Source organism: Arthrobacter sp. AQ5-05 (assembly GCF_003287975.1).
Lineage (GTDB): Bacteria > Actinomycetota > Actinomycetes > Actinomycetales > Micrococcaceae > Paeniglutamicibacter.
Genome location: NZ_QMKQ01000040.1, coordinates 16,682 through 29,634 on the forward strand (window position 1 = coordinate 16,682; position 12,953 = coordinate 29,634).

13 protein-coding genes and 1 pseudogene are annotated in these 12,953 nt (G+C 61.5%); 8 read left to right on the forward strand and 6 right to left on the reverse strand.

The features are described from left to right. Both DQ353_RS19690 and DQ353_RS19695 read right to left on the reverse strand, forming a co-directional pair. Nucleotides 1–1,227 (reverse strand): CaiB/BaiF CoA transferase family protein, encoded by a 1,227-nt coding sequence (locus DQ353_RS19690; protein WP_113764881.1) that lies wholly within the window; start codon nucleotides 1,225–1,227, stop codon nucleotides 1–3. Then, complete coding sequence (locus DQ353_RS19695; RefSeq protein ID WP_113764882.1) at nucleotides 1,224–2,573, reverse strand: MFS transporter; 1,350 nt, start codon at nucleotides 2,571–2,573, stop codon at nucleotides 1,224–1,226. Before DQ353_RS19695 ends, DQ353_RS19690 begins: the two co-directional genes overlap by 4 nt. A 190-nt stretch (nucleotides 2,574–2,763) precedes the next feature. Here DQ353_RS19695 and DQ353_RS19700 point away from each other — a divergent pair. Beyond that, nucleotides 2,764–3,003: pseudogene (locus DQ353_RS19700) on the forward strand (adenylosuccinate lyase); the annotation flags it as partial. Nucleotides 3,004–3,144: 141 nt separating this feature from the next. On the opposite strand, the gene DQ353_RS19705 reads toward DQ353_RS19700, so the two are convergent. The 3 genes from DQ353_RS19705 to DQ353_RS19715 all read right to left on the reverse strand — a co-directional run bounded on the left by DQ353_RS19705 (nucleotide 3,145) and on the right by DQ353_RS19715 (nucleotide 6,434). Further along, complete coding sequence (locus tag DQ353_RS19705; protein WP_113764883.1) at nucleotides 3,145–3,723, reverse strand: cysteine hydrolase family protein; 579 nt, start codon at nucleotides 3,721–3,723, stop codon at nucleotides 3,145–3,147. Beyond that, nucleotides 3,720–5,159 carry a purine-cytosine permease family protein gene (locus tag DQ353_RS19710; RefSeq protein WP_113764884.1) on the reverse strand — a complete coding sequence of 480 codons (1,440 nt, stop codon included), beginning with the start codon at nucleotides 5,157–5,159 and terminating at the stop codon, nucleotides 3,720–3,722. Before DQ353_RS19710 ends, DQ353_RS19705 begins: the two co-directional genes overlap by 4 nt. Before the next feature lie 300 nt (nucleotides 5,160–5,459). Continuing rightward, on the reverse strand, nucleotides 5,460–6,434 hold the full coding sequence (locus DQ353_RS19715; RefSeq protein WP_113764885.1) for a flavin reductase: 975 nt from the start codon (nucleotides 6,432–6,434) through the stop codon (nucleotides 5,460–5,462). A 195-nt stretch (nucleotides 6,435–6,629) separates the two neighbouring features. Between DQ353_RS19715 and DQ353_RS19720 the strand changes: the two genes are divergently transcribed. Genes DQ353_RS19720 through DQ353_RS19750 form a run of 7 tightly spaced genes read left to right on the forward strand, consistent with a single transcriptional unit; the run spans nucleotide 6,630 to nucleotide 12,064 of the window. Further along, nucleotides 6,630–7,256, forward strand: a complete 627-nt coding sequence (locus DQ353_RS19720; RefSeq protein ID WP_286166933.1) for a GntR family transcriptional regulator — start codon at nucleotides 6,630–6,632, stop codon at nucleotides 7,254–7,256. A 38-nt stretch (nucleotides 7,257–7,294) separates the two neighbouring features. Beyond that, nucleotides 7,295–7,963 (forward strand): amino acid synthesis family protein, encoded by a 669-nt coding sequence (locus DQ353_RS19725; RefSeq protein ID WP_113764887.1) that lies wholly within the window; start codon nucleotides 7,295–7,297, stop codon nucleotides 7,961–7,963. Beyond that, a complete protein-coding gene (locus DQ353_RS19730) occupies nucleotides 7,960–8,511 on the forward strand; it encodes an amino acid synthesis family protein (protein WP_113764888.1) in 552 nt (183 codons plus the stop codon). The genes DQ353_RS19725 and DQ353_RS19730 overlap by 4 nt, the downstream gene beginning before the upstream one ends. A gap of 16 nt (nucleotides 8,512–8,527) precedes the next feature. Further along, a complete protein-coding gene (locus DQ353_RS19735) occupies nucleotides 8,528–9,280 on the forward strand; it encodes an alpha/beta fold hydrolase (protein ID WP_113764889.1) in 753 nt (250 codons plus the stop codon). After that, nucleotides 9,277–10,761 (forward strand): aldehyde dehydrogenase, encoded by a 1,485-nt coding sequence (locus DQ353_RS19740; RefSeq protein WP_113764890.1) that lies wholly within the window; start codon nucleotides 9,277–9,279, stop codon nucleotides 10,759–10,761. Before DQ353_RS19735 ends, DQ353_RS19740 begins: the two co-directional genes overlap by 4 nt. Nucleotides 10,762–10,774: 13 nt before the next feature. Beyond that, nucleotides 10,775–10,972: a tautomerase family protein gene (locus DQ353_RS19745; protein ID WP_113764891.1), complete on the forward strand. Its 198-nt coding sequence runs from the start codon at nucleotides 10,775–10,777 to the stop codon at nucleotides 10,970–10,972. 18 nt (nucleotides 10,973–10,990) lie between these two features. After that, nucleotides 10,991–12,064 (forward strand): LLM class flavin-dependent oxidoreductase, encoded by a 1,074-nt coding sequence (locus DQ353_RS19750; RefSeq protein WP_113764892.1) that lies wholly within the window; start codon nucleotides 10,991–10,993, stop codon nucleotides 12,062–12,064. Nucleotides 12,065–12,198: 134 nt separating this feature from the next. Here the strand turns inward: DQ353_RS19750 and DQ353_RS19755 are convergent, their stop codons facing one another. Beyond that, nucleotides 12,199–12,462, reverse strand: a complete 264-nt coding sequence (locus DQ353_RS19755) for a DoxX family protein (protein WP_113764893.1) — start codon at nucleotides 12,460–12,462, stop codon at nucleotides 12,199–12,201. Nucleotides 12,463–12,953: the final 491 nt, after the last annotated feature.

Sequence of the window (12,953 nt, forward strand, 5' to 3'; positions counted from 1 at the left end):
TTACTTACGTGTGTGTTGCTGGCCGGCTGCTGCAACCTGTGGCGCGGACACCGCTCCGACCGCGTGCAGTTGTTCTATCTGCATATCTGTGTACCCCAAACCCGCAAGGATCCGGGCGTTTTGTGCGCCAATTTCGGGAGCCTCGACCGAGGACGTTCGGCGCCACCCGTCGAGGGTGAAAGGCACCCCTGGAGAGGTGAAGTTTCCGTTTGCGGATTCGACGGTAACCATGATTTCGGAGGCGGCCAGGTCCCGGTCCACGGCTATTTCGTCGAAGGACCGGACGGAGCCGCAGACGATGCCATTGGCCAGCATCAGTTCGACAGTTTGGGTCCGGGTGCCCTCTTGCAGTGCTGATCCCAGGGTGGCGAGCAACTCGCTGCGGTGCTTGACCCGTGCAGAGTTATCCACGAAGCGCGGATCGGTGACGAGTTCGGGGTGCCCGATGACGTTGCACAGCACCGTCCATTTCTCCGCAGTGTAGGCAGAAAGCACGATCATGCCGTCCTTGACGCGCACCAGGTCGGCGGCCGGGGCAGCATAGGCCTGGCCGTTGCCCTTGCGAACCGAGGGCTTGCCGGTGATCGTATATTCGCCCCAACTCGCTGCCTGCAGGGCCATCGCAGATTCCAGCAGTGAGGTTTCAACGTGTGCGCCCTGCCCGGTTTTGGTGCGGGCGAACAGCGCCGCGATGATACCCGTCGCCAAGGCGTTTGCTGCCGCAACATCCACCACTGCGAAACCGACTCGCTGGGGCTCACCTTCGGCTTCGCCCGTGGAGTGCATCATCCCGAACTCGGCCTGGGCCGCAATGTCGAGCCCCGGCCGGCTTGCCGAGGGGCCGCCGAGGCCGAAGCCCGTGATAGATCCGTAAATCAGGCCCGGGTACTGGCTGCGCAGGGCAGCAGGCCCCAGCCCCAACCGTTCGGCGGCACCCGGGCGGAAGTTGTGGATCAGGACATCAGTCTCGGAGAGCAGCTGGTGAACGATCAGCCGGGCTTCCGGTTTCCTCAGGTCAAGGGCGAGGCTTTCCTTGTCGCGGTTGAAGGCGCGAACCATGGCCTCTCCGAAGACACCGATGCCGCGGGCCTGGTCGCCTCGGACGTTTTCGATCTTGATGACGGTGGCACCGAGATCGGAGAGAAGTTGTCCGGCCCCCGGACCGGCAATGTATTGCCCGAAATCGAGAACCCGGACGCCTGTCAATGGGCCCTCTTGCTGATTCATCGCGTGACCTGCTTTCGTTCTGCATACATGGCGGTGAGTTCCAGCAAGCGGACGCGGGCCCGGGCCGGATTGAGCATCAGTCCGCCCGCGACACCAAAGACGCAGATGGTGATGCCGACAATCAGGAAGCCGTTGGCGTAGCCCTCCGTCGGGGTCGCCGCAGCTTCGACGATGAGCCCCAGCATGTAGGGTGCCACCATGCCGGCAACCGAGTAGGCGGCGACGATGCAGCCGAAGAATGACGCACGTTGGTGGGAGGGCAGGAAGTCGGACGCCCCGGCGAACCCGATGGAGAACGCCACCGAGTTGATGGAGAACGCAGCCACAACCAACACCAGCTGGAGCGGGCCGGGCTGGAGCTGGGTGAACGTGATCATCGAGATCCCGGCGAAAAGCAGGCAGGCCGAGGTGAGGAAAGAACGTGCCACCCGCGAGGAGTGTCCGCGCTTGAGCAAGCGGCCCGAGAGCATCCCGGCGCCAAGCAGGACTGCAACGGCGACGATGTAGGGAATGGTCACCAGCACGCCGACGTTTTGCATCGAGTAACCAAGGCCTTCGTTCATGAAGGCGGGAAGCCAGGAGACCTTCAGCGAGGTGATCAAGTAACCGGCAAAGGAGAGCAGCGCCAGGCCCCAGAAGCTGGGGATCATCAGCAGTCGGTAGAACGGAACCACGATGTCGCCGTTCGGGTCGACCTTGGCGGCTTTCGGTTCGTTGATGATGATGCGCTTCTTGAACGGAAGACGGTCGGCGTAGAGGAACCAGACAACGGTCCATACCAGGCTGATTGCAACCAAGAAGATGAATGACGCGTGCCAATCCCAGGTGAGGATGATCCAGGTCAGTATTGGGGCGGCCAGCAGCGGACCAAGCGAGGAACCCGCGTTGACCACTGCGCCCGCGGTTGCGCGCTTCTCCGGCGGGAACAGTTCATGAACAATCGATTGGCACAGGGCATGCGCCGGGCCTTCAAAGAATCCCAGTGCGATGCGGCTGGCCAACAGAACGCCGAACGTGGTTTGCGTGGTCAGCGGCAGCATGGTCAGGATCCACGTGATCATGAGGATGCCGGCTGCCCAGTTGTAGGAGATCTTCCGGAAGGCCGCGGTGAGCACCACGGCACCAACGGCGAAAAGCCAGAAGAATGCGCTGGAGAGCAGGCCGTACTGGCTCGCGCTAAGGTCCATGCTTTCCCGAATCGGCTTGCTCGCCAGTCCAATGGCCGCCTTGTCGGCGAAGTTGAGCATGAAGAAGATCAACAGCATGACGACGATGCCCCAGTTGCGCCGGCTGCTGGGCGTACCCGATGACTTGACACTTCGCCTTGGGGCAGCGGTGATGGCCATAACATTCTCCTTTGGACACTGACTTGGATGTTGTGATTCGAGACACATGACCTGGTCTCCCTACCAAGTAGAGTTCATGCCACGGAACGGTTCAACGGCCAAATCGCTGTCGAACCGTTCGGTAATACCGAATGAACGACAGATCCTTCATTTGCCGAGCCAATAGCACCGTCCAACGAAGTGCCACCCGAAGGTGCTCGGCGAGGCCATCCAGATGGTCATGCGCGCCGAGTCCGTCGCCGGTGTCGAGGGCATGGAAAACCCGTACGAGCGGCTCAAGGACCTGACCCGCGGCCAGCGCGTCGACGCCGCGCGCATGCAGGAGTTCGTCTCCTCGATGGGCCTGTCCGCCGAGGCCGAGGCACGCCTGCTGGCGCTGACCCCGGGTTCGTACAACGGCATCGCCTCGAAGCTGGTCGACCACCTGAAGAAACAACTGCTTAACGCAGGAAGGTCCCCGGAGCCGAGGTCATTCTCGGTTCCAGGGACCTTTCTGTTTTCCGGGACTGGTTCAGCTGCACCGTGGATGCAAGTCCGGAACCGTGATGCCACCCCTGTAACCACGCCAATGTCAGGGTGACTCGATGGCCTCGCCGTGCAGGTTCTCGGTTGTTTGAACCGTCACCATGGGCGAGAGCAGTTCCATCAGTTCCAGTGTTTGCTGGTGGGCGCGTGGCGTGGCCCCGCCGCATGCGTCGGAAACCACTGTTACATGCTTCCCTGCGTCAACGGCACCCAGCACCGTGGAAAGCACGCAGCAGTCCGTGGCAACCCCTGCCACCACCAGGTGCTGGTATCCATCGGTCAACCGGGCCAGCTCTTCGCCCCATTTGCTGAAAGTCGGAAGCGAGAGGACCTGTTCGTTTTCCTGGACCTGGAGCGTGATGTCCCAGCGTGCGGATGCGGGTTCCTCACGGCACTGGTCCCACCTGCCGTAGTAGTCGGACCATGCGCCGGACTCCTGGGGGTCTCGCACGAAACGCGTCCAGATGACGTGGTCAAAGGCGTCCCGGAGCTTGCCGACGTTTTGCTCCACGTCTTGGTAGTTCGAGACGAACCACTGGCTTTCCGGTTCCTGGAAGATGCGCTGCATGTCGATCAGTACCAGCGCTTTGCCTTCGCGCACGGTGGCTTGGTCTTGGGACTTCATGATTTGCTTACTCCCTTTTCCAAGCTGTCGCGCAGTTCGCTGATGCCTGGCCGATCCGCCATGCGCATTCCCGACGGTACCGGTTTCCTGTACAGGACCAGGTAGGCAACCGCGGAGGCAACGGCGCCGGTCAGGAAGCCCAAATCACCAAAGGTGTTGGCGAGCGAGGAAAACGGCCCGGTGAACATAGTCGTGTTCCAGAACAATGCGGAGACCAAGCATCCGAAGATCCAGGCGAAGAACCCCCAGTTGATGCGCCGACCGGTGTTGAACAAGTCAGCGACGGACCCCGCGATGTCCTTGCGCATGCGCAGGTAGTAGTCGAGGAGCAGCACCACGCTGAACGGGACCACCAGGTAAGCAAGGACGGAGAGGAAGTCGTAGAAGCCGCCGTACGGGTTGGTCTGCATCAACAGGGTCATGCCCAGGCTGAGTGCAGCCACGATGATCACGCCTGCGATGCGACTGACCGGCACTTTAATGGTCAGCAGCGACAGGGATCCTCCATACAGGTTCATGGCACTGACCGGCAGGGTGGAGAGCACCACTGTGAGCATGGCGATCGGGGCCCAGCTACCGGTCAATTGCGCCAGGGCCGGGATCGCGTCAAGCTCCCCGGCGAAGCTGGAGACCACTACGCCAATGCTGCCAAGCCAGGTCATGGCAATGAAGCTGCCGCCGGCGGTGTAGCCGACCACCTTGGCGTGCGAGGTGTTGCGCGGCAGGTAGCGCGAGAAGTCGGAGGCGAACGGGGTCCAGGTCATCACGTAGGCGAAGAAGAACCCGGCGAAGGTGACCCAGCCAGCGAAGCTTCCCATGTACAACGGCGCGCTGGTGTCCACCCCGATGCTGAAGTCTGCCTCGCGCAGGGACAAGATCGAAATGACCACGAACAGGATGGTCAACACCACGGTGGCGATCTTGTTGACCAAGTGCACCAAGTTGTGGCCCCAGATCGCGAATACCGACTGTACGGCGAAAATCGAGATTGCCGCCAAGAAGAACGGCACATCGATGAGCATCTGCAGCGCAATGACCGCGAATACGGTGTTGACAGCAGTCCAGCCAATGGCCGAGACAATGGTGAGCACGGTGATCGGCAGGAAGTTTCCGTAGAAGCCCATCGGACCGCGACCCTGGACCTGCTGGGGCACTCCCAGCTTGGTGCCGATACCCGCCAGCAAGCCCATGACCAGAACACCCAAAAGGGTTCCCGCAGCTACCGCAGTCAGTCCCTGGAAGACCGAAAGGCCAAACAACGAGGAGAAGAACCCGGAAACCATCACGGCCAGCACCATGTTCGCTGCAAACCACAGGGTGAACTGGCTGCGCGGGTGGCCATGGCGTTCGGAATCCGGGATTTGCTCAGTGGCAAACGGTTCGGCCTTAGTCAACGACGTGCCGTAGGCAGGCGTTGTCTCGTCATGTACCGACATTGGACTGTCCTTTTCTCGAGTGTTTGCGTGGTTGATGTTCGAACGGGTGAACCCAACCACTGCTGCTTGTTTTGTCGGCCGGCGTAGTCCCCCCACGAACCCTGGGTACGGTGGCGACCGTTTTGCCGTTTCCGGCGGGGTTACTGCCTGCATCATTTATCGGCTTCGGCGCTGGGGCGGCATTGGGAAGTGCCGCACCCGTGCATGTTGCACCATTTGTCAATCCGCATCGCAGATCCTCGTGGGTGCCAACCGCCTGGCCTCCCCCGCCTTGTGCCTTTGGCAGAAAGCGGGATTTCCCTACAACTCGGTGAGCTCAGCCCCGTCAAAGAAGCGACCGGCTTTGTAAACCATGGGGGCAAGCTCAGCGACCTCGGAGTGCTTCACCTTGGCAATGAAGACCGTATGGGTCTTGGCTTGGAAGCGTTCCTTGATTTCGGCTTCGATCGAGGCCGCGGAGCCGTCGATCAGCGGGCTTCCGCTCGGGCCTTCGTGCCACTGGATATTGGCAAACTTGTCATCACCCTTCGACGCGAAGACGCCCAGGGTATCGCGCTGTTCGTTGCTCATGATGTTGATACCCAGGTGGGTGGACTTGAACAACGGGGAGTACGTACTGGTGGTCTTCTGCACGCAAACCAGCACCAGAGGCGGCTCCAGGGATATCGACACGTAGGAATTCGCGGCCAATCCACGTGGCTTGCCGGTGTCGTCGATGGTGGTGACCACGGTGACCCCGGTGATGAACTGGCGGTTGAAGCCCTTGAGCGCATCGAGTCCGGGAATTCCGCTCAGGTCGTCGACCACAGCGTCCTCGGGGGTTTCAAACGCCGAGCGCAGCGAGGGAACGCCAACATCCGCCAGTAGCTCGCTCTGGTCCCAGGTGACCTTTTCGGTCATGATTTTGCCTCCCTGGAACGTGAGCAAGTTGGACCCGCGGGTCTCAACGGTGCTGCCCGTGGCGGGAACGCCCTGCAGGTCATTGGTGAAGGTTCCGGTGGTGCGCCAGAAGATGCCCGCGGTTCCCGTGTCCGAGTCGAACAGGATGTTGTCGATGTGGGTAGTCAGGTCCGGGAACGCTGCACGCACATCCAGAATTTCCTGCTTCAGATCCCGGGCGCTGGAGACGTGGCTGGACTGGGTGCTCTCGCGGCGGTATTCCGGGTGTAGCACAGCGTCCAGCGCGTCAACTTCTCCGCGATCCCACGCTGCCTCCCACGCGGCAGTCAATGCGGTCTTGGTGAGCTGAATCTGAGAATCTTGAATTTGTTGCATGCAAGAATCGTAACAGTTGATGTGACAGAGTCAACAGATTTTTAAAACTTCGAAGAAAATAATGCAGTTACAAGGGGATCACTTGCATACAACAGGAGTCAGGGTTATCGTTCTTGTATGCAACAGAGCGCATCGCTGGAATCAAAGCCCAGCCAGGATTCAAACGAACCGCCACTACTAACCCGACTACGTCAAATGATCGTCACCGGGGTGGTGCAACCTGGAAACCTGCTGGCCGAAACCGCCTTGGCTCAGGAATTCGAGGTCAGTCGCACCCCGATCCGGGAAGCGCTTAAGCAGCTTGAGCGAGAGGGCCTCGTCGAGGTCCGTGCCCGTGTTGGAACCTTCGTTCGCAAACCAACGCAGCGAGAAATCCACGAGATGTTCCAACTCAAGGAAGCCTTCGAAGGGCTGGCTGCCGGGCTGTTGGCTCGTCGCGGCCGAGTCCCGGAGCTTCTCTTGTTGCAGGAGAACATTGCCCAGGCCACGGAAGCAGTTGGACGCGGGGACGCGGAGCGGTATTCGCAGCTGGTGCACGAATTCCACAGCACGTTGGTAGCGGGGGCCGACAACCTCAAGCTCTCGGAACACTACGACCTGTTGATGAACCAGCTGGCCTACCACCGGATCGTCACCCAGACGCTGAGTCTTCCCGGGCGACTACGCAACTCCGTGAACGAACACCAAGCCATCGTCGATGCAATCCTCTCCAAGGATCCCCTGGCAGCCGAGCTGGTGATGCGCCGCCACGTCGCATCCTCAAGCCAGTCCGCAGTCTTGGCAGCCCTGCGCGAGTCCGAGGACACCGGACACTCGGACTAGCGCCTCGGATTCTAGACCTCATAGTCAAAGGAACGTACATGAACAGCCCCCTCGCCACCACGGCACAAACCATCGATCTCAGCCAACGCTCAACGCTGGGCGAGTACTCCGACATCGCTGGGGCGATCGGACTGCGCAAGATCACTTCCATCATTGAAGAAGTCCCCCACGAATCGCTCGGCACGATCACCCGGGCCACGGCCACCGCGGTCATAGCCAACCCATGGCTTGGCACCGGAACCTCCCATGACCTGTCCGAGCGAACCGAAAGCATCGCCCCGCTGCTTGCCAAGCTTCTCTCCGACCGCTTGTTGGACGCTTTGGGCGGAGCCGAGAAGGTCGAGGCCTTCGGCAAGGCCGCGCTCGTGGGACTCGAAGGCGAGCTGGAACATGCCGGTGCGCTGATCCACACCCCGTATTTCGGCAACCTGCTGCGCGAGGCACTCGAGGGAACCTCAATCATCTGCTTCGTGGATGGTCGAGCCACCGCCGGCGAACAATTGCGTGTGCCGATGTGGCACAAGACCTCCCCTGCTACCCGCAGCCACTACCAAACCATCGAGCTCACTGTGCCCGATGCCCCGCATGCAGGTGAAATTGCGGTCATCGCCGCAGCTTCGACCGGTCCACGACCACATGCCCGGATCGGGGACCGCACCACCGACCGCACCATCACGTCAGAAATCCTGAAAGGAATCACACTGTGAACTACCGCAAGCTTGTAACCATTATTGAAGAGACCAATACCGAGGGTGGCCGCCAGGTTGATCCGTCCGCTCGCGTGGTCATCGTGGCAGCGGTCTTCGACAATCCATGGGCAGGCCAGGGGTTCGTTGAGGACCTGACCGAGGGCATCGACAAGGTCGCCTCCGATCTGGGCGCACTGCTGGCACCACGGGTCATCGAAGCACTGGGCGCTCCGCTTGAGGCCTACGGAAAGGCAGCAATCGTGGGACTCGACGGGGAGATCGAGCATGGCTCGGCCTTGATCCACACCCTGAAGTTCGGCAACCACTTCCGCGATGCAGCCAACGCAACCACCCTGCTGCCGGCCGTTGAGAAGCGCGGCCCTGCCGGAGTGCAGTTTGACATCCCGCTCAAGCACTTCACCGACGCGACGATCCGTTCGCATCACCAGAGCATTGAGGTGAAGATCGCCGACGCGCCCCACCCCGGCGAGATCCTCATTGCGTTGGCGGGTTCCACCCAGGGGCGTCCGCAGCAGCGACTCGCGTCACTGTCCACCGAACTGTAAGCAGCCGGGGGCGAAGATGACGAATTCCAAGCAAGCCACGGTGGTGCTGCTGCATGGTGTGGGTTTGGACCACACCATGTGGCGGCCCCTCCAGCAGCAGCTGGGCCGCGAATCCGTGGCACTGGATCTGCCTGGACATGGCCGACAGCCTGCCCTACGAGAACCACAGGATCTGGCCAGCCTTGCCCGGGACGTGCTGGGACGGATGAGTGAATCCGGGCCCGTGCATCTGGTGGGCTTCTCGCTCGGTGCGCTTGTCGCCCAGCACATCGCACGCTTCGCCCCCGAACGCGTGCTGACCCTCGCCGCGGTGAATTCGGTCTGCCGGCGCACCGCAGAGGAATCCGCGGCCGTTGAACAGCGCTTGGCCACAGCCGGCGAGCGCTTCGAGGACGGCGTGGAGAAGGCCATCGAGCGTTGGTACCCCAATGGACAGAGCACGGTTCCGGCCAAAATCATTGCCGATACCCGGCGGGTGCTGGCAGCCAACGACCTGGAGTCCTACCTGCACGCCTACGCGGTCTTCGCCCGCGGCGACCGGGAAATCGCCGGGGAACTCGGCTCAATCACCCAGCCAACCCTGGCCATCACCGGTGAGCTGGATCCGGGATCGACTCCGGAGATGTCCCACCGGCTGGGGGCTGCGATCCCCCATTGCACGGTGCATGTCGTTCCCGGTGCCCGGCACATGTTGCCGGTGGAAAATGCCCCAGCCCTGGCGGCACAGTTGAACAGTTTTTTTAGTGAGAATGAAGGAAAGCCATCATGACCGAGCGCTACCAGCACTTCATCAACGGCGAATACGTCGCCCCGAGCGAAGACAGCTATTTCACCAGCACCAACCCCGCGACGCTCGATGAACTCTACGAAGCGGCCCGCGGCAACGCCCAGGACGTTGACCTCGCGGTCAAGGCCGCCCATGCGGCATTCACCTCGTCGGCATGGAGCTCGCTAAGCGCCACCCAGCGTGGCCACCTGTTGCGCCGCCTGGGAGATCTGGTTGGCGAGAATGCCGAGAAGCTGGCGCTGAACGAGTCGTTGGACAACGGCAAGCTGTTGCGCGAGATGCGCGGCCAGATGGCTTCCCTGCCCGAGTACTTCTACTACTACGCGGGGCTGGCCGACAAGGTTCAGGGTGCCCAGATTCCGGCGATGAACCCAGCGATCCTGAACTACACGCAGCGCGAGCCGCTCGGCGTGGTCGGTGCCATCACCCCGTGGAATTCGCCCCTGACGTTGACCACCTCGAAGATTGCACCGGCACTGGCTGCCGGCAACACCGTGGTGATCAAGCCCAGCGAATACACGTCACGTACCGTATTGCTGCTGGCCGAGCTTGCCGACCAGGCCGGATTCCCGGCTGGTGTCATCAACGTGGTCACCGGATTCGGCGCCGAAGCCGGTGCCGCATTGGTGGCCCACCCGCTGCTGGCAAAGATTTCCTTCACCGGTTCAACGGCAACCGGCTCGAGTATTGCTTCGCAGGCCGCCAGCCGCTTCATCGGTTGCACCCTGGAGTTGGGCGGCAAGAGCCCAAACATCATCTTTGACGACGCAAATGTTTCAAACGCCGCAATGGGTGTCATTGCCGGCATCTACGCGGCGGCGGGACAGACCTGTATCGCCGGCAGCCGGGTGTTCGCCCACAAGTCGGTGTACGACGAGCTGGTGGAAAAGGTCACCGCGCGTGCCCGCTCGATCGTGGTCGGTGACCCGCTGGCTGAGTCCACCGAGTTGGGCCCGTTGGCGTTTGCCGGTCAGTTGGAGAAGGTTTCTTCCTACGTGGAGATCGGTGCCAGCGAGGGAGCCACGGTACTGGCCGGAGGCGGACGTCCCGAGGGACTCGAGCTGCCCGGCTACTACTATGCGCCCACAGTGCTCACCGACGTCAACAACGACATGCGCGTTGTACGTGAGGAAATCTTCGGACCGGTCGCCGCCATCATGCCCTTCGAGCACGAGGATGAGCTGCTGGGCATGGCCAACGACACCGACTACGGCCTGGCCGCGGGTGTCTGGACCCAGAACCTGTCCCGTGCACACCGCATGGCCCGCAAGCTTGAAGCCGGCACGATCTGGGTCAACACCTACCGTGCCATGTCCCCGATGTCCCCACGCCAGGGATTCAAGAATTCCGGGGTCGGAATCGAGCACGGCTTGGAGTCAATGAACGAGTACACCAGGTTGAAGAGCGTGTGGATCAACACCGACGAGTCCCCGGTCGCGGACCCGTTCGTCATGCGCTCATAGAAGGGAAAGCACCATGCCACTAATAGATGTCTCCATTGCCAAGGGCCGCAGCCCCGAACAACTACGCGCACTGATGGACGCCCTGCACCATGCAGCTGTTCAAACAGTTGACGCCGCCCCCGAAAACATCACGGTCATCGTCCGGGAGATCGAACACGAGCACTGGTCGCGTACCAATGTGACGATCGCCGAACGAAACAACACCAACTAAGCCCGAAAGGCAGTAACCATGCGTTTTTCCCTCTTTATCCACATGGAACGCTACGATGAATCGCTTACGCCCGGACAGCACTGGGAGAACCTGGTCGAGCTGACCCAGTTGGCCGAAGCCGGTGGCTTCAGCACCGTGTGGATCGGTGAGCACCACTCGATGGAATACACGGTATCCCCGAACCCGCTTCCACAGCTGGCCTACCTCGCGGCCAAGACCTCCACCATCCGCTTGGGAGCAGGCACCATCATTGCCCCGTTCTGGAACCCGATTCGGGCTGCCGGCGAGGTCGCCCTGCTCGATGTCATCAGCAACGGCCGCGCCGAGCTGGGTGTGGCCCGAGGAGCCTACCAGTTCGAATTCGACCGTGTTGCCGGTGGACTTCCGGCCACCGATGGCGGCAAACACATGCAAGAGATCATCCCCGCGATCCAGAAGCTCTGGGAGGGCGACTACGCCCACGACGGCGAGGTGTGGCAGTTCCCCACCTCGACCTCGGTGCCCAAGCCGGTCCAGCGCAAGGTCCCGGTCTGGGTAGCGGCGCGTAGCCCCGAATCCCACGACTACGCCGTGGCCAACGGCTGCCATGTCATGGTGACCCCGCTGATGAAGGGGGATGAAGAGGTGGAGTCGCTGGTCGAGAAGTACGAGACCGCTATCGCCAACCACCCCGAGATCACCGAACGCCCCGACATCATGGTGCTGCGCCACACCTACGTCCACTCGGCCGACGAGCCGGAGGCCTGGCGTCCGGCGGCCGAGGGCATCCAGAAGTTCTACCGCACCTTCGATGCCTGGTTCGGCAACAAGACCACGCCTGTCAACGGCTTCCTTGAGCCCAGCCCGCTGGAGAAGTTCGAGGGCCGCGCGGAGTTCACCCCGGAATCGCTGCACAAGACGGCGATGATCGGCACCCCCGATGAGGTTGTCGAGCGTCTGCGCCGCTATGAAGACCTCGGCGTCACCGAGTACAGCTTCTGGAACGACAACTCCCTCAGCCACGAGGAGAAGAAGCGTTCGTTGCAGCTGTTCATCGACGAGGTTGTTCCGCAGTTCGCCCAGGCGCCAAGCGCTTTGGCCATGGAAAAGTAACTACCGGATTTATCTGAATACCTACAGGCATGGGCCCATCTTTTTCGATGGGCCCACGTCCTTTGGCACCACTTGCCAAGGCTTCCGGTTGGTTACCCACCGCCGGCACGAACGCACCGATCCCCGACGCGGATTCAACCAACGGATCGTGGTCCGATTCCGTTGGACCCAAGGCCGCGATAGGGCGTGAGCCAGGGTGCAATTCTCGAGGCTGCCGGCAGGACCATGCCAATCGCGCCAAGGGCCTCGTCGATCCCGATGCCCTTGGACTGCGCCGGAGTCACCGTCCCGACCCACTCCATCTGTGAACGGATGTCGCGGTAGGGCTTGATGACCTTCATGGTGCCGGCCATGGCGAAGAGAGCGGCAAAAATTGCGGTGACGAACCAAAGTGCGATCTACATGAATTCTCCAAACGTATGGGCTGTGTACGGTGCCCAACACAGGTGATTCACGGAGAAATTCCGATACGGCACCGCAACGCATTACCTTGTTGCGCATCTCACGCTCGGCTCCGCGGAGTAGGTCGCCCGGTTCGAAATCCACCCACGTGGCCACCCCGCGACCTTGCGTTGGAGGGTCGATGCACCGGTGTCCATACGCTGCTGCCGGGCCGGGCCCGCTGGATACCGTCGTGGAAACATTCGTCCGCTGCCCCCCGGGTGCGCGTGTTTCTGGCGGGTTTCCGTTTCCTCCCTCTCCCAGGCTCTGCGGTGATCCACATGTTCTCTTCCCGCAACAACAAGTGCGGCCAAGTGAAACTGTGATGTCTCGGGTCATCGGTGACAGTTCTGCCTCAGGACTTCGGTGACGGTTGATGTCTCACCACATCGGTGACAGTTGTGGGGCATGGGGGCCTCTTCGGAGCCGGGTGAGATTTCTGTTGTTG